Below are 15,086 nucleotides of genomic sequence, written 5' to 3'. Positions count from 1 at the left end.
GTACATCAGCGCCAAGATGCGATCATCGCGCAGAAGACAATCGATGGTGCCGCCTCCTCCGCGTCCGAGCTCATCGATCCTTTCTGACGTAGCGCCAGAGCAGGTCGGCGATCTCGGCGCGGCGCTGGGCTCTCGCCTTTGGCGATGACATGTCGAAGGCGAATTGCGCCTCGAAGGTATGACGGTTGGCGACCGAGAAGAAGCTCAGCGCGTTCAGCGTCATGTGCAGTTCGATCGGGTCGATGCCCGGCCGGATCACGCCGCCGGCGACGCCGCGCTTCAGCACATCGGCGATCTGGCTGATGCTCGGCTGCGTCATCTCCTTGAGCTTCCGGCTGACCGCGATGTGCCGTCCGCGATGGATGTTCTCGATCGACACGAGGCGGACGAACTGTGGATGGGCCTGGTGGTAGTCGAAGGTGAATTCGGCGAGGGCGCGGATCGCAGCTTCCGGCGCCAGGGCTTCGAGGTGAAGGTCCTCCTCCGCGGCGCGCATCCCGGCATAGGCCATCTCCAGCACCGCGATGAACAGCTCTTCCTTGGAGTTGAAGTAGTAGAAGACCAACCGCTTGGTGACGTCGGCGCGCGCGGCGATCGCATCGGTGTTGCTGCCGGAGAGGCCGTTCTCGGCGAACTCCTCGAAGGCGATGTCGAGGATCTCCTGCCGTGTCCGCTCGCGGTCGCGCCGCTTGATCGGCGCAGGCTTGCCCCCCCGCGCGGGCTGCTTCTTCACGCTTGGCATCTGGCAGTTCGGCCCTTCGCTGCGGCCGCATGCCGCCTCGCCTCCATCAATAGCCCAATCGAAGGCACTTGACATCAATTATCCCGTCGATTAATTACTAATTATCCCACTGATTAATTATGCAGGCGATGATGACCCCGCTCGGCTTGGCCCACCTCACCGCATTGCGGCTCGCGCCGGCCACGCTGGTCGCCGAGGCTGCGCGGGCCGGCTTTTCCACGGTCGGATTGCGCGTCATCCCGGCAACCAGCGATGGGCCGGCCTATCCGACAGAGGTCGGCACCGAGGCCCACCGCGCGCTCAAGCGCGTGCTGGTTGGCGAGGGCGTGCGGGTCAGCGACATCGAGCTCGTCCAGCTCACACCCGCCCTCGACGTCTCCTCGCTTGCGAGCCGTCTCGAGGCCGGAGCCGATCTCGGCGCCGCAGCGGTCATCGCTTCCGGCGACGATCCGGATAGGCCCCGGCTCACCGCGCATTTCGCCGAGCTCTGTCAGCTCGCCGCATCCTTTGGCCTACGCGTCGACCTCGAATTCATGCGCTGGCGCGCGATCGGCAGCCTGCCGCAGGCCGCAGCGGTCGTGCGCGAAGCAGGCCAGATGAACGGCGCCATACTGGTCGACGCGTTGCATCTGACGCGTTCGGGTGGCCGGGCCGCCGATCTGATCTCGCTTCCCGACCAGTGGCTGCGCGCCGCGCAACTCTGTGATGCTGCCGCTATATCGCCAGCAACGGAAACCGCCATCATCGCCGAGGCACGCGAAGGACGGCTGCCGCCCGGAGATGGCGCCTTGCCGCTGGGTGCACTCCTGGACGCGCTCCCTGCCGACACCAGCCTCAGCGTCGAAATGCCGTTGCGGGCGCTGGATGCAAGAGAGCGGATCGCCACGGCATTCAACGCAACCAGGCACTTGCTCGAAGGCTGGCCCCGCGGCGCCGGACGCCGCGGCTGTCGCGGCTGGGCCTAACCAACGGAACGCATGACATGACGAAGATCAGGATTGGCGTAATCGGCGCGGGATTGATCGGGCGCAAGCATCTGCGCAAGCTGGCCGAGCACGGCGACTATGAGCTCGTTGGCATCGCCGACGTGAATGCCGAGCAAGTCGCAGCCGAGCAGCCCGGCGCGCGCGTCTTCGGGGATTACCGAAAGCTGCTCGACGAGGCGCGGCCGGAGGCCGTGGTCATCGCGTCCCCCAATCAGCTTCACGCCGAGAACGGCATCGCCTGCGCGAGGCGCGGCATCCACATCCTGATCGAGAAGCCGGTCACCGATACGCTACAGACTTCCGCCGATCTGATCGCCGAGGTCCGCAAGGCCGGCATCAAGTCGCTGGTTGGCCATCACCGCCGCCATCATGAGCAGGTGAAGACGTTGAAGGCGCTGCTCTTGCAGGGCCGCATCGGCGACGTCGTCGGCATCTCCGCGATCTGGGCGACGCACAAGCCGGCGGAGTATTTCAAGGTCGCGCCATGGCGCTCCCAGGCGGGTGGCGGCCCGATCCTGATCAACCTGATCCACGAGATCGACTTCATGCGCTTTGCGATCGGCGAGATCGTCGCGGTCTCGGCGATCGCCGCAAACCGCCAGCGCGGCTTTGCAGTGGAGGACACCGCGGCAGCGTTGGTGGAATTCGAGAACGGCGCGCTCGGCACGTTCTTCCTCAGCGACTGTGCGGTCAGCCCCTGGACGATGGAGCAGGGACTCGGCGAGTCGCCGGAGTTTCCCTACAGCGGGCAGAGCAGCTACCGCGTGATGGGCCGCCGCGGCACGCTCGAATTTCCGAGCCTCGACCAATGGACGCAGGAAGGCGACGCGCAGGACTGGAACAGGCCGGTCCAGTCCCAGGCCAACCATGCGGGATCGATCGATCCTTACGTCGCCCAGCTCGATCACTTCCGCGATGTCATTCGCGGCGTGACGCCGTCGCTGCAGCCGGTCGAGGACGGCGCGCGCAGCCTGCTTGTGACACTCGCCATTGCCGAGGCCGCCACGTCGGGACGGCGCATCGATCTGCGCGAGCGCCACGGGGCACTCTCGACGTCATAGCGCGAAGGTTCTCGCCATCGTCGGACGAACAGGAACGGGTGAAGCCACGCCAAGAGGGCCGCCCGGAGGGAGGAGTGAGTTGAGCTATCAGTTCGATTTCGGACCCGTGCTCGACGGTCTGCCGGACCTGCTCTGGGGCTGCGCCGGCACGCTCGGCCTGGCGCTGTCGGGCATGGTGTTGGCGCTCATTATCGGGATCGGCGGCGTGGTGCTGCGCGATTCCCGCCTCGCAGCACTGCGCTGGCTGGTCATGGCGTTTGTCGAGCTGATCCGCAACACGCCGTTCCTCGGCCAGATCTACTTCGTCTTCTTCGCATTGCCGATGGTGGGCATCCGCCTCGATCCCACGCTGACCGCGATTATCGCGCTCGGCGTCAACGGGGGCGCCTATGCGATCGAGATCATCCGCGGCGGCGTACAGTCGATCAACAAGGGGCAGATCGAGGCGGGACTGGCACTCGGCCTGAGCCGCCCCCTGATCTTCCGCCTGATCGTTTTGAAGCCGGCGTTGCGCGCGATTTTCCCATCGCTGACCAGCCAGTTCATCATGCTGACGCTGACGACGAGCATCGCATCCGCGATCTCCGCCTATGAGCTGACCTCGGTCGGCCAGTCGATCGAGACCAATACGTTCCGCAGCTTCGAGGTCTATGGCGTCGTCACACTGCTCTATCTCGCGATGTCGTGGATGCTCATGCAGATGTTTGCGCACATCAACGCGCGCTTCCTCAGCTATCCCCTCAAGTGAGAGCGTCCCATGGACAAGAACCAGTTTCCGTTTCTGTTCGGCGGCCTCAAATGGACGCTCGCGCTGTCCGCGATCGGCTTCGTGCTCGGCTCGGTCGCCGGCCTCGGCGTTGCACTCGCGCGTACCTCCGGCATTCGCTGGCTCGAGCGCGCCACTGCCGGCTACATCGCGCTGTTCCAGGGCACCCCACTGCTGATGCAGCTCTTCGTGGTCTATTACGGGCTCGCCCTCGCGGGGCTGAAGCTCGATCCCTGGGTCTCGGTCTCGATCGGCTTCACCCTGCATGCCGGCGCTTTCCTCGGCGAAATCTGGCGCGGTTCGATCGAGGCGGTGCCGCGCGGCCAGCTTGAGGCAGCCAAGGCGCTCAGCCTCAAATACTTCGACCGAATGCGAGACGTCGTGCTGCCGCAGGCGATCCGCATCTCGCTGCCCGCGACAATCGGATTCCTGGTGCAGTTGATCAAGGGCACCTCGCTGGCCGCCATCATCGGCTTCACCGAGCTGATGCGCGCCGGAACGATCGTCTCCAACCAGAACTTCAAGCCGCTGCTCGTGCTGGGTCTGGTCTGCGCGCTCTATTTCGCGCTGTGCTGGCCGCTGTCGATCTACGGCACCTGGCTCGAGCGGCGCCTCGTCACGGCAGCACGTTGAACAGTGCACCGCAAACCTAGGAGGAAATGATGGACAAGAACAGGACAACGCAACTCAATCGCCGTCACATCCTGGCGCTCGGCGTGGGCGCCATGGCTTCGCCATTCGTGCTGTCCCGTCCGGCCTTTGCCGTGACGCCGTCGGAGATCAAGGCGCGGGGCAAGGTGCTGATCGGAATCCAGGGCGATAATCCACCCTGGGGATTCGTCAATTCGTCCGGCAGGCAGGAGGGTCTTGACGCTGACCTTTCCGAGCTGTTTGGGAGGGAGCTCGGTGTATCCGTGGAATTTACGCCATTGGCGGTTGCCAATCGCATCCCGGCGCTGACCTCCGGACGCGTCGACATCCTGTTTGCGACCATGGCGATGCTGCCGGAGCGCGCCAAGGCGGTGCAATTCTCAAAGCCCTACGGCGCCAATATCATCACCTTCATCGCGCCGAAGGAGATCGAGATCAAATCGCCCGCCGACATGGGAAAATACGTCATCGGCGTTGCACGCGGCAGCGTGCAGGACACCGACGTGACCAAGGCGGCTCCTCCCGGCACCACCATCCGCCGCTTCGACGGCGATGCGCCGACCATGCAGGCGCTGTTGTCCGGTCAGGTGCAGGCAGTCGGCGGCAACATCTTCTACGTTCCGCGCCTGAATGAATCGAAACCCGGCTATTACGAGAACAAGCTCGAATTCACAAAACTCTACAACGGCGCCTGCACGCGGCTTGGCGAGAAGGACATCAATGCCTTCGTGAACGCCTTCATCGACAAGATCATCGCCAGCGGCGAATGGGCCAGGATCTATCCGAAGTGGATGAACAACCCGCTGCCGGCCTTTCCCGACAGCATTCCCGGCATCCCCTTCACCGCCAGCTGACGGAGAGCATCATGTCGGTTGCAGCCACGACGGACCCGATGATCGCAATGCGCGGCGTCAACAAATGGTATGGCACGTACCAGGTGCTCACCGACATCAATCTGGCGGTCCGTGCGAGTGAGAAGATCGTTCTGTGCGGGCCGTCCGGATCGGGCAAGTCCACCCTGATCCGTTGCATCAACGCGCTGGAGACCTATCAGAAGGGCGAGATCGTCGTCGACGGCGCCCATCTGGGCGGGCAAGGCAAGGCCATCGATACCGTGCGCCGCGAGGTCGGCATGGTGTTCCAGCAATTCAACCTGTTTCCGCACATGACGGTGCTGGAGAACTGCACGCTGGCGCCGATCCGCTCGCGCGGAATACCGCGCTTAGAGGCCGAGGAGACCGCGCGACGGCTGCTCGACCGTGTCAAAATCCTCAATCAGGTGGACAAATACCCGGCGCAACTGTCCGGCGGTCAGCAGCAGCGCGCGGCGATCGCGCGTGCGCTCTGCATGGAGCCGAAAGTGATGCTGTTCGATGAGCCAACATCGGCGCTCGACCCCGAAATGGTCAAGGAGGTGCTCGACACCATGATCGGTCTGGCAACGGACGGCATGACCATGATCTGCGTCACCCATGAAATGGGGTTCGCCCGGCAGGTCGCCGATCGCGTGATCTTCATGGCGGAGGGACGGATCGTCGAGGAAGCGGAGCCGGAGACCTTCTTCAGGACGCCGCAGCATGAGCGCACCAGGAAGTTTCTGGGCGAGATTCTGTCGCAGCATTGAGGTCGCATCGGTGCTGACCGCTGCTGACAGGACGCTGTCAGCAGCGCGGCGTTACGGATCCGTTGTCGCAACGGGAGCGCCCCGGAATGGACAGGAGATAACGCCGTGAAATTTGCTTCCACTCGTCTGATCGCCGCCGACATCAGGGCCCTTGTCGGCTTTTATGAAAAAGTGACGGGCAAGACGGCAGAATGGCCGGCGCCTGTGTTTGCCGAAATAGTCACCCCTTCGGCCACACTCGCTTTCGGCAGCGTCGAGACGGTGGCGCTCTTCAAGGAGGGAAGCGCAGAGCCCGCCTCAAATCGCACCGCCATCATCGAGTTGCAGGTCGAAGACGTGGAAGCCGAATTTGCGAGATTGAAAGACGAGGTCGAGGTGGTGCACGCGCCGAAGATGATGCCCTGGGGAAATTGCGCGGCCCAGTTCCGCGATCCCGAAGGCACGCTGGTGAGCCTTTACACGCCCGTCAGCGAGGCTGCAAAAAAGCGGTTCGGATCGCGATAGAGCGGACGGGGAAGTGCACCCCTCCCTACTTCCGCGCCCTGCTCCAGTCGGGGCCGACAGCTCCCGACACGCCTTCGAACGCGCCATCGACGAGCTCGAAGACGAGGATGCGGCTGGCGTCGACCGGACCCGGCATGGTGACGCTGCCTTTCGGCACCGGCTTGAAGCCGACGCGCCCGTAATAGGGCTCGTCGCCGACCAGCAGCACGATGGCGTGGCCTTGCGCCTTCGCATCCTTGAGCGCGCGGTCGAGCAGCAGGCGACCGACGCCGCGGCCGCGGAACGGCGGCTCGACGGTGAGCGGGCCGAGCAGCAGCGCCTTGGTGTCGCCGATCGTGATCGGCAGTTGGCGCACAGAGCCCACCATCAGCGTGCCGATGCGGGCGGTGAAGGAGAGCTCGAGCAAATGGTCGACGTGCTCGCGGATGCGGTAGGCGCTGAGCACGAAGCGGCCGGGGCCGAAGGTACGCTCGTGCAGCCGCTCGATCGCCTGCGCATCGCCGGCGGCCTCGGGAAGGATGGTGACTGAGAGATCGTTCATGTCAGCACAGCGTTTTCGAGCGAAGTGGGCACCGGTTCGCGTTAAGAAAACGCGTCAATACAAAGAGCGGGATAGCATTTGAGACGGCGGAGGTCCATCGGCGCGACGCTCGCCTGCGTTCCTGTTCAGCGCCGGCTGGGACAAATAGGCGAGCATCTTCATTTCGCGCCGTCCTCGCGTGACCGTGTCGAGCACGAGCCCCGACGACACCGACAACAGCGCCATGATCATCAAGCCCATCGACAGCACGGCCGTCGGCAGGCGCGGCACGAGGCCGGTCTCGATGAAGGTGATCACAATTGGGATCGCCAGGATGACCGACATCAGCGCCAGCAGGATTCCGATCATCGTGAAGAAGCGCAGCGGCCGCTCGGAGCGGTAGAGCTTGAGCATGGTGCCGAGGATACGAAAACCGTCCCGCCAGGTGTTGAGCTTCGAGAACGACCCTTCGGGGCGCGCGTAGTAGGGCGTCTCGACCTCGGCGACCGGCAGCGACAGTTCCAGCGCATAGACCGCAAGCTCGGTCTCGATCTCGAAGCCGTCGGAGAGCACGGGGAAGGACTTGACGAACCGGCGCGAGAACACGCGGTAGCCGGACAGGATGTCGTTGAAGGCCTGGCCGAAGGTCGACGACAGGAAGCCCGTCAGCATGCGGTTGCCGGTGCGGTGGCCGAGCCGGTAGGCAGCCTCTGCCTGATCGACGCGAAGGCCGACGACCATGTCGAGATGCTCGTCGAGGAGCTTATCGATCATGCGCGATACGCTCGGCGCATCATAGGTCGCATCGCCGTCGACCAGCACATAGACGTCGGCCTCGACGTCGGCGAACATGCGGCGCACCACGTGGCCCTTGCCCTGCCGCCGCTCGCTGCGCACGATCGCGCCGGCGTCGCACGCAACGCCTGCGGTGCGGTCGCGCGAATTGTTGTCGTAGACATAGATCTCGGCCGAGGGCAGCGCCTTGCGGAAATCGGCGACGACGGTCGCAACCGCAGCCTCCTCGTTGTAGCAGGGCACCAGCACGGCGATGCGAAGTTCCGTCGATGTCATCGCGCCAGCGCTCCAACGCTTGCCGCCCCATGACGGAGCGGCGCCTCTTCCGAGGCTTCCACCGGCTGCATCAGCGCGGCAAAGGACAGGCTCCACAGCGTCAGCATCGCAATCGGCACGACGTAGTAGGACGTGAAGACCGGATGGCTGAAGAAGAAGACGAGATTGACCAGGAGATTGCCGGCGGCGACGAACGCGACCTGCCGCACGCCGCCCTCGCCCATCCGCAACTGCCAGGCGGTCGAGCCGATCGCGAGCATGATTACCGCGAACTGCATGTCGCTCAGATACTGGCCGAGCACGCTGAGACTGAACGCAGGCGCGACCACGTCGGCACCACCATAGGTGGTGGCCAGCGGACTGCCGGCGTTGATGGCCTGGGCGATCAAGGTCGGCGCCATGCCGACCAGGACCGCAATGCCGAAGCCAAGGCCCTGCGCAAAGCTGATGAGCTTGCGCGACCACACGAAGGGAATGCCGAGGAACAGGAAATAACCGGCCGCGAGCAGCGCATTGGGCAGGCGGAAATTGACGGACAGCCCCAACAGGAGGCCGATCAGCACGACGGGCCACAGGCTCTGCCGCGCCCTGACCAGCCACCACGCGGTCAAGAATCCTGCGCCAGCGCAGACCGCCATGGTCGGTGCGATCGAATAGCTCGCCTTGGCCGGGTTGATCATGAGGTAGACAGCGAGCGCGCCGAACATGCCGGCACCCGCCGTCAACGGCAGCGTGCGCGCCGCGAAGATGCCGAGCAGCGCAAGGGCACAGACGATCAGGCTCGCGCTGACATAGAGCGGCACCACCTGATGACCGGCCGGAAACAGCGCGAGCAGCGCGCCCGTGCCGGGCGGATATTGCAGCACGAATTTGCCATTGCTGCCGTTCGGCATGGGCGTGTGGCAGGGCCAGCGCGCCGGCTCCTGCCACCCGGGATAGGCGATCTCCTTCAGCTTGCCCTCGAAATAATGATCGTAATCCAGCACCGCATTCGTGTTGAGTCCACCGATGCCGAAGCGCTGGAACAGATGCGCCTGACGCAGATAGCAGACATCGTCATAGACGCCGCGCGCCTCGTTCCAGCGTGACATCGTCACGATGTTGCTGGCGAGGATCGCAAGGCAGATCAGGCCGAAGGTGATTTTGAGGCTCGTCATCCGGTGTCCGTGGCGTCCTTAGGAAAGCGCCGCCCTAGTAGCATAGCCGCGCCTCATCGCCACGTCGCAGTCTGCGGGCGGCCTTCCAGCACTTCCGCGATCCGCAGCCGCGTGCCGGGCGTGGTGCCCTCGGGCAGGGCGGAGCTTGCGAAGAACCCGCATTCGATGATCTCGCGGTTGGGCTCCGGCAGGCGCTCCTGGCTGAACTCCCTGACCACATAGACCGCGACATGGTCGCGGCGCGAGACGTGGCTGTTCAGGAAGATGCCGTGCAGCACCGCCTCGCCGGTGAGGTCGATGTCGCCCTCCTCCTTCAATTCGCGCCGCATTGCAGCTTCCATGGTTTCACCGAGATCGACACCGCCGCCCGGCAGATACCAGCCGTTGACATAGCTGTGCCTGACCAGGAAGACGTGATTGTCCCGGTCCAGCACCACGGCGCGGACGCCAAGCGTCATGCCGCGGACGAGCAGGAAGTAGGTGTGAAAGACGCGGCGCAGCAGGTACTCGTATTTCCGTCGCATCTGGTCCAGACGTCCTGCCATCAGGCTCCTTCCAAAACCCTCTTGCAAGCTTTCCATGAAGCTTTCCTTGCGTCGCAAGACAGACCTTGCCATTACAGCACGCGAATAGCGAGGCAATCGCGCATCTGATGGCACCGTTCACACTCGCGCATCTGTCCGACCCGCATCTGGCGCCGCTGCCGAGGCCGCGGCTGATCGATCTCGCGGGCAAGCGTGCGCTCGGCTACGCCAACTGGACACGCAACCGTCGCAAATACCAGCGCCGCGAGGTGCTCGACGCGCTGGTCACGGACATGAAGGCGCAAGGCCCCGACCACATCGCGGTGACGGGAGACCTCGTCAATCTGGCGCTCGAGGCCGAGTTCGCGCCGGCGCTGGCCTGGCTCGAAGGCGTCGGTCCGCCGGATCGCGTCACCGCGATCCCCGGCAATCACGACGCCTATGTCAGCGCGACACGCCAGCGCTTTGGCGAAACTTTCCTGGATTACATCGCTGGCGACGAGCCTGCGGCGAGCTTCTTTCCAGCCGTGCGGCGGCGCGGACCGGCGGCGCTGATCAGCCTGTCGACGGCGGTGCCGACGGCGCCCTTGATGGCGACGGGCACGCTCGGCGGCGACCAGCTCGCAGCGCTCGCAGAGGTGCTGGCGGGGCTTTCGAGCGAACATGTCTTTCGCGTTCTGCTCGTGCACCACCCCCTGAGGTCGAAGTCGCGCCACAAGCGGTTGACCGATTCGGATGCGTTGCTCGCGCTGATCAGGCAGCACGGCGTCGAGCTGATCCTGCACGGCCACGACCACGTGCATTCGACGATGTGGTTCGAGGGCCCCAACGGCAACGTGCCCGCGGTCGGCGTGCCGTCGGCCTCGGCGCTGGCGCATGGGCGCTACCCGGCGGCGGCGTATAATCTGTTCACCATCGAAAGGGACAACGCCGGCTGGCGCTGCGAGCAGACCGTGCGCAGCCTGGATCATGGGTTGGAGATTCGGCAAATCAAGCACGTGCGGCTGGTTTGAGGGGCACTGTCATTCCGGGGCGATGCGTGAGCATCGAACCCTGAATGACGAACAGAGAGATTTGCGTTCTCCTCACCAGCTCTGCAACGCCGCGAGCACGGCGACGCCGAACAGGGCGGCGGCGCCGAGGATGAAGCCGAAAACGAAGGGCCAGATGCGGGAGCGGCGTGGCTTCTCCGGCTCGGCCGCCTTGGACTCGGGCGGCACGACCATCGCGTGCTGGCGCTCGATCATGCGGCGAGCGACGTAATCCGTCACCGCATCGACGATGTCGGCCGTGTCGTGCGACTCGGCGAGGACGATACGGCCGAAGCGGGTATCCTGGACGAACCGATACATCCGCTTGTCGCGTCCCATCACGATGTGGGCAACGACGTCGATCCACAGCCGCGGCGTGTCGCCCTGGCTGATGCCACGGTCGAACAGGTCGATCTGCTCCGGCACCTGCACGAACAGGGGATCGAGCGCGTCGTTGAGGATCTCCAGCCGCGCCACCTCGGCATCGCGCAGGTCGACCACGACGCCGGTCCGGTCGGCGGCCTCGATCCGCGCCCGCAACAGCGCATCGCGCAGCCGCACGGTGCGCGGTTGAGGAACATTGGTCCCGGCGATCTCGGGCTCTGACATGGTTCGGCTCCTGGACGAGGTCCATTAACCTATCAGCAACCATGATCGCCGCAAAGGCCGTACAATTCCAGACACTTAAGGCGCTCGAGGGCGGTTTTCCACGTCCCAAAAACAGACGATCCCACCCGAGCCTGAGCCCGGATGGGACCGTCCGTCCTTGGACGTCTTCTTAATTGGTGCGGCAGCGAGCCTTTATTATTTGAGCATGATCTTTTCGGAAAACCGCTGCACACTTTTCCGGATCAAGCTCTAGGCTGCCGGAGCGCGGTGCGGTTCTTCCACGATGGAGAAGCGGACGCCGGCCTTGTGGCGGTTCTCTTCCGACACCTCACGCCAGCAGTCCTCGGCCTCTTTACGGGACTTGAAGGGGCCTTTGACCTGGGCCGAGCCTTCCACGAGCTTGTGGAAGTTCATCGAGCCGAACTCGCCGCCGATCACCCAGAAATTGCTGCCTTTGGTCATAGTCAGTCTCCTCAATTCCACCGTTAGCCGAACTGGTTCATCGTGTTGTGGGCGCCGCCCGCCTTCAGGGCAGCCTCGCCGGCGAAGTACTCCTTGTGGTCGTCGCCGATGTCGGAGCCGGCCATGTTCTGATGCTTCACGCAGGCGATACCCTGACGGATCTCGGCGCGCTGGACGTTCTTCACGTAGCCGAGCATGCCCTGCTCGCCGAAATACTCCCTGGCGAGATTGTCGGTGGACAGAGCGGCCGTGTGATAGGTCGGCAGCGTGATCAGATGGTGGAAGATGCCGGCGCGCTTGGCCGAATCCGCCTGGAAGGTGCGGATGCGTTCGTCGGCTTCCTTCGCCAGCTCCGTGTCGTCGTACTCCGCCTTCATCAACTCGGCACGGTTGTATTTGCTGACGTCCTTGCCGGCTTCCTTCATCGCATCGTAGACCTGCCAACGGAAGTTGAGAGTCCAGTTGAAGGACGGCGAGTTGTTGTAGGCCAGCTTGGCGTTCGGGACGACCTTGCGGATCCGATCGACCATGCTGGCGATCTGCTCGATATGCGGCTTCTCGGTCTCGATCCACAACAGGTCAGCGCCGTTCTGCAGCGAAGTGATGCAGTCGAGCACGCAGCGATCTGCACCGGTGCCCGGGCGGAACTGATAGAGATTGGAGGGCAGCCGCTTCGGACGCATCATCTTGCCGTTCTGGTTGATGATGACATCGCCGTTGCGGGCGTTCGCCGCCGTGACTTCCTCGCAATCGAGGAAGCTGTTGTACTGATCGCCGATGTCGCCGGGCTTGTGGCTGACAGCGATCTGCTGCGTGAGGCCGGCGCCGAGCGAGTCGGTGCGGGTCACGATGATGCCGTCCTCGACCCCGAGTTCGAGGAAGGCGTGACGGCAAGCGCGGATCTTCGCCAGGAACACCTCGTGCGGCACTGTGACCTTGCCGTCCTGGTGGCCACACTGCTTCTCGTCCGAGACCTGGTTCTCGATCTGGAGCGCGCAGGCGCCCGCTTCGATCATCTTCTTGGCGAGCAGATAGGTCGCCTCGGCGTTGCCGAAGCCGGCGTCGATGTCGGCGATGACGGGGACGACATGGGTCTGGAAGTTGTCGATCTTCTCGATCAACTCCTTTTCCCTGGTCTTGTCGCCTTCCTTGCGCGCCTTGTCGAGGCTGCGGAAGATGTCGTTGAGCTCACGGGAGTCGGCCTGGCGCAGGAACGTGTAGAGCTCCTCGATCAGGGCCGGCACCGAGGTCTTCTCGTGCATCGACTGGTCGGGCAGCGGTCCGAACTCGGAGCGCAGCGCGGCGATCATCCAGCCCGAGAGGTACAGGTAGCGGCGATCGGTGGTGCCGAAGTGCTTCTTGACCGAGACCAGCTTCTGCTGGGCGATGAAGCCATGCCAGCATCCGAGCGACTGGGTGTACTTGGTGCTGTCAGCATCATAGGCCGCCATGTCGGCGCGCATAAGCGCGGCGGTGTAGCGGGCGACGTCGAGGCCGGTCTTGAAGCGGTTCTGCAGGCGCATGCGCGCGACGGCTTCGGCCGACACCCCGTTCCAGGTCGGCTTGGTCTTGAGGAGCGCCTCGGCCGCTTCGACTTCGCTCTGATACGAGGCCGGGCTCTGGAGGGTACTGATGCCGCGGGGCTGGTAGTTCATGTGCCTGATCCTTTCGTCGACGACGGCTGTGGCTAGCCATCGACAATCTTGACAGTGCATTGCGAAATGCGTGTCAGGAGCTAAACGCGAAAACTGAAACTTCGTATAGATGGCTTGTTTCTTATTGGTGATGTCATGTAACATCGGAACATGTAACAGATGTTATTTTGTAAAATTTGTAAAACATATAGGTCAACAAGACTGTCCTTAACGGCTCTGGAGACTTAAGATGCCCGCCGATTCCGGGAAGAAACTGTTCGTCGGCCCACGCTTCCGGCGGATCCGACAGCAACTGGGGCTGTCGCAGACCCAGATCGCCGAGGGGCTCGGGATCTCGCCGAGCTACATCAACCTGATCGAGCGCAACCAGCGGCCGGTAACCGCACAGATTCTGTTGCGGCTGGCCGAGACCTACGACCTCGACCTGCGCGACCTTGCGACCGCCGACGAGGACCGCTTCTTCGCCGAGCTGAACGAGATCTTTTCCGATCCGCTGTTCCGCCAGATCGACGTCCCCAAGCAGGAGCTGCGCGATCTCGCCGAGCTCTGCCCCGGCGTCACCCACGCGCTGCAACGGCTCTACGCCGCCTATACCGAGGCGCGCCAGGGCGAGACGCTGGCCGCGGCGCAGATGGCCGACCGCGACGTCGGCACGCGCTATGAGGCCAATCCGGTCGAGCGCGTGCGCGAGCTGATCGAGGCCAACCGCAATTACTTTCCGGAGCTCGAGCAGGCCGCCGAAGCCCTGCGCGACGAGTTGAATGTCCCGGCCGAAGGGCTTTACGCCGCCCTCGTGACGCGGTTGCGCGAAAAGCATTCGGTTCAGACCCGGATCATGCCGGTCGACGTGATGCGCGAGACCTTGCGGCGCTTCGACCGCCATCGTCGCCAGCTCCTGATCTCCGAGCTCGTCGATCCGCCCGGCCGCGCATTCCAGCTTGCGTTCCAGCTCGGGCTCGGCGAATGCGCCCAGCATCTCGAAACCATCATCGGTCGCGCCGGGCCGCTGGACGATGCGCCGCGGCGTCTGTTCCGCATCACGCTCGGCAATTATTTCGCCGCCGCCGTGATGATGCCCTACCAGCCGTTCCTCGCGGCAGCCGATGCGCTGAACTACGACATCCACGTGCTGGCGCAGCGCTTCAATTCCGGCTTCGAGCAGGTCTGCCATCGCCTGACAACGTTGCAGAGGCCGAACGCACGCGGCATCCCGTTCTTCCTGCTCCGCGTCGATAATGCCGGCAACGTCTCAAAACGCTTCTCCTCCGGCACCTTCCCATTCTCGAAGTTCGGCGGCACGTGCCCCCTGTGGAACGTGCATTCGACCTTCGACACGCCGGACCGGCTTCTGAAGCAGGTGATCGAGCTGCCCGACGGCACGCGCTACTTCTCGATCGCGCAGATGGTGCGCCGGCCCGTGGCGCCCCACCCTCTGCCGCAGCCGCGCTTTGCCATTGGTCTCGGCTGCGAGATCCGCCACGCCTCGCGCCTCGTCTACGCCGCCGGCATGGATCTGGAGAAGGCCGAGGGCACGCCGATCGGCGTCAACTGCCGCCTCTGCGAGCGCGAAAACTGCGCCCAGCGCGCCGAGCCGCCGATCACGCGCACGCTGATTCTGGATGAGACGACGAGGCGGGTGTCGAGTTTCGCGTTCTCGAATGCACGGGAGTTGTGAGGGGCTGAGCGCGTTTGGCGGAAGCCATACGCCGACCGCTGTCATGCT

Annotated in this window: 17 protein-coding genes; 9 read left to right on the top strand and 8 right to left on the bottom strand. The window is 64.1% G+C overall.

What is annotated here, in order from left to right; genetic code table 11:
* Positions 1–70: 70 nt before the first annotated feature.
* On the bottom strand, positions 71–817 hold the full coding sequence (locus SO140_RS18380) for a TetR/AcrR family transcriptional regulator (RefSeq protein ID WP_498542897.1): 747 nt from the start codon (positions 815–817) through the stop codon (positions 71–73).
* Positions 818–873: 56 nt separating this feature from the next.
* Here SO140_RS18380 and SO140_RS18375 point away from each other — a divergent pair, with 56 nt between their 5' ends.
* The 7 genes from SO140_RS18375 to SO140_RS18345 all read left to right on the top strand — a co-directional run bounded on the left by SO140_RS18375 (position 874) and on the right by SO140_RS18345 (position 6,334).
* Complete coding sequence (locus SO140_RS18375) at positions 874–1,707, top strand: sugar phosphate isomerase/epimerase family protein (protein ID WP_498542896.1); 834 nt, start codon at positions 874–876, stop codon at positions 1,705–1,707.
* Between the two features lie 17 nt (positions 1,708–1,724).
* Positions 1,725–2,789 carry a Gfo/Idh/MocA family protein gene (locus SO140_RS18370; protein ID WP_498542895.1) on the top strand — a complete coding sequence of 355 codons (1,065 nt, stop codon included), beginning with the start codon at positions 1,725–1,727 and terminating at the stop codon, positions 2,787–2,789.
* Between the two features lie 79 nt (positions 2,790–2,868).
* Positions 2,869–3,537 (top strand): amino acid ABC transporter permease, encoded by a 669-nt coding sequence (locus SO140_RS18365; RefSeq protein ID WP_449380471.1) that lies wholly within the window; start codon positions 2,869–2,871, stop codon positions 3,535–3,537.
* 9 nt (positions 3,538–3,546) lie between these two features.
* A complete protein-coding gene (locus SO140_RS18360; protein ID WP_498542894.1) occupies positions 3,547–4,188 on the top strand; it encodes an amino acid ABC transporter permease in 642 nt (213 codons plus the stop codon).
* A 29-nt stretch (positions 4,189–4,217) separates the two neighbouring features.
* Entirely contained in the window at positions 4,218–5,060 is an 843-nt protein-coding gene (locus SO140_RS18355; protein ID WP_498542893.1) for a transporter substrate-binding domain-containing protein, read from the top strand.
* Between the two features lie 11 nt (positions 5,061–5,071).
* The gene (locus SO140_RS18350; RefSeq protein ID WP_449380474.1) at positions 5,072–5,830 is read left to right on the top strand and encodes an amino acid ABC transporter ATP-binding protein; all 759 of its coding nucleotides are present in this window, start codon (positions 5,072–5,074) and stop codon (positions 5,828–5,830) included.
* 105 nt (positions 5,831–5,935) lie between these two features.
* On the top strand, positions 5,936–6,334 hold the full coding sequence (locus tag SO140_RS18345; RefSeq protein WP_449380475.1) for a VOC family protein: 399 nt from the start codon (positions 5,936–5,938) through the stop codon (positions 6,332–6,334).
* 25 nt (positions 6,335–6,359) lie between these two features.
* Here the strand turns inward: SO140_RS18345 and SO140_RS18340 are convergent, their stop codons facing one another.
* From SO140_RS18340 to SO140_RS18325, 4 genes are read right to left on the bottom strand one after another with little or no spacing between them, the layout of a single operon-like run.
* Positions 6,360–6,875, bottom strand: a complete 516-nt coding sequence (locus tag SO140_RS18340) for a GNAT family N-acetyltransferase (RefSeq protein ID WP_498542892.1) — start codon at positions 6,873–6,875, stop codon at positions 6,360–6,362.
* Positions 6,876–6,929: 54 nt separating this feature from the next.
* Positions 6,930–7,925, bottom strand: coding sequence for a glycosyltransferase family 2 protein (locus SO140_RS18335; protein WP_498542891.1), 996 nt, complete (start codon positions 7,923–7,925; stop codon positions 6,930–6,932).
* Positions 7,922–9,082 (bottom strand): hypothetical protein, encoded by a 1,161-nt coding sequence (locus SO140_RS18330; protein WP_498542890.1) that lies wholly within the window; start codon positions 9,080–9,082, stop codon positions 7,922–7,924. The genes SO140_RS18335 and SO140_RS18330 overlap by 4 nt, the downstream gene beginning before the upstream one ends.
* A 53-nt stretch (positions 9,083–9,135) precedes the next feature.
* A complete protein-coding gene (locus tag SO140_RS18325) occupies positions 9,136–9,627 on the bottom strand; it encodes an NUDIX domain-containing protein (protein ID WP_449380479.1) in 492 nt (163 codons plus the stop codon).
* A 107-nt stretch (positions 9,628–9,734) separates the two neighbouring features.
* On the opposite strand from SO140_RS18325, the gene SO140_RS18320 reads away from it, so the two are divergent.
* Positions 9,735–10,619 (top strand): metallophosphoesterase family protein, encoded by an 885-nt coding sequence (locus SO140_RS18320; protein WP_498542889.1) that lies wholly within the window; start codon positions 9,735–9,737, stop codon positions 10,617–10,619.
* Between the two features lie 72 nt (positions 10,620–10,691).
* On the opposite strand, the gene SO140_RS18315 is transcribed toward SO140_RS18320, so the two are convergent.
* The 3 genes from SO140_RS18315 to SO140_RS18305 form a co-directional block, all read right to left on the bottom strand.
* Entirely contained in the window at positions 10,692–11,246 is a 555-nt protein-coding gene (locus tag SO140_RS18315; protein WP_449380481.1) for a hypothetical protein, read from the bottom strand.
* A 249-nt stretch (positions 11,247–11,495) separates the two neighbouring features.
* Positions 11,496–11,708 carry a DUF4170 domain-containing protein gene (locus SO140_RS18310; RefSeq protein WP_283037129.1) on the bottom strand — a complete coding sequence of 71 codons (213 nt, stop codon included), beginning with the start codon at positions 11,706–11,708 and terminating at the stop codon, positions 11,496–11,498.
* 23 nt (positions 11,709–11,731) lie between these two features.
* Positions 11,732–13,363, bottom strand: coding sequence for an isocitrate lyase (locus tag SO140_RS18305; protein ID WP_498542888.1), 1,632 nt, complete (start codon positions 13,361–13,363; stop codon positions 11,732–11,734).
* A 229-nt stretch (positions 13,364–13,592) separates the two neighbouring features.
* On the opposite strand from SO140_RS18305, the gene SO140_RS18300 reads away from it, so the two are divergent.
* On the top strand, positions 13,593–15,038 hold the full coding sequence (locus tag SO140_RS18300) for a helix-turn-helix domain-containing protein (RefSeq protein ID WP_498541465.1): 1,446 nt from the start codon (positions 13,593–13,595) through the stop codon (positions 15,036–15,038).
* Positions 15,039–15,086: the final 48 nt, after the last annotated feature.

The sequence above is a fragment of the Bradyrhizobium sp. UFLA05-108 genome (assembly GCF_059803455.1).
This window is presented reverse-complemented; position numbering and strand designations above follow the sequence as displayed.

What these genes read in the sequence shown, in the direction of transcription:
- SO140_RS18380 (WP_498542897.1), bottom strand. Translation starts at nt 817, where the DNA reads ATGTCAAGTGCCTTCGATTGGGCTATTGATGGAGGCGAGGCGGCATGC.
- SO140_RS18375 (WP_498542896.1), top strand. Translation starts at nt 874, where the DNA reads ATGACCCCGCTCGGCTTGGCCCACCTCACCGCATTGCGGCTCGCGCCG.
- SO140_RS18370 (WP_498542895.1), top strand. Translation starts at nt 1,725, where the DNA reads ATGACGAAGATCAGGATTGGCGTAATCGGCGCGGGATTGATCGGGCGC.
- SO140_RS18360 (WP_498542894.1), top strand. Translation starts at nt 3,547, where the DNA reads ATGGACAAGAACCAGTTTCCGTTTCTGTTCGGCGGCCTCAAATGGACG.
- SO140_RS18355 (WP_498542893.1), top strand. Translation starts at nt 4,218, where the DNA reads ATGGACAAGAACAGGACAACGCAACTCAATCGCCGTCACATCCTGGCG.
- SO140_RS18350 (WP_449380474.1), top strand. Translation starts at nt 5,072, where the DNA reads ATGTCGGTTGCAGCCACGACGGACCCGATGATCGCAATGCGCGGCGTC.
- SO140_RS18340 (WP_498542892.1), bottom strand. Translation starts at nt 6,875, where the DNA reads ATGAACGATCTCTCAGTCACCATCCTTCCCGAGGCCGCCGGCGATGCG.
- SO140_RS18335 (WP_498542891.1), bottom strand. Translation starts at nt 7,925, where the DNA reads ATGACATCGACGGAACTTCGCATCGCCGTGCTGGTGCCCTGCTACAAC.
- SO140_RS18330 (WP_498542890.1), bottom strand. Translation starts at nt 9,082, where the DNA reads ATGACGAGCCTCAAAATCACCTTCGGCCTGATCTGCCTTGCGATCCTC.
- SO140_RS18325 (WP_449380479.1), bottom strand. Translation starts at nt 9,627, where the DNA reads ATGGCAGGACGTCTGGACCAGATGCGACGGAAATACGAGTACCTGCTG.
- SO140_RS18320 (WP_498542889.1), top strand. Translation starts at nt 9,735, where the DNA reads ATGGCACCGTTCACACTCGCGCATCTGTCCGACCCGCATCTGGCGCCG.
- SO140_RS18315 (WP_449380481.1), bottom strand. Translation starts at nt 11,246, where the DNA reads ATGTCAGAGCCCGAGATCGCCGGGACCAATGTTCCTCAACCGCGCACC.
- SO140_RS18310 (WP_283037129.1), bottom strand. Translation starts at nt 11,708, where the DNA reads ATGACCAAAGGCAGCAATTTCTGGGTGATCGGCGGCGAGTTCGGCTCG.
- SO140_RS18305 (WP_498542888.1), bottom strand. Translation starts at nt 13,363, where the DNA reads ATGAACTACCAGCCCCGCGGCATCAGTACCCTCCAGAGCCCGGCCTCG.
- SO140_RS18300 (WP_498541465.1), top strand. Translation starts at nt 13,593, where the DNA reads ATGCCCGCCGATTCCGGGAAGAAACTGTTCGTCGGCCCACGCTTCCGG.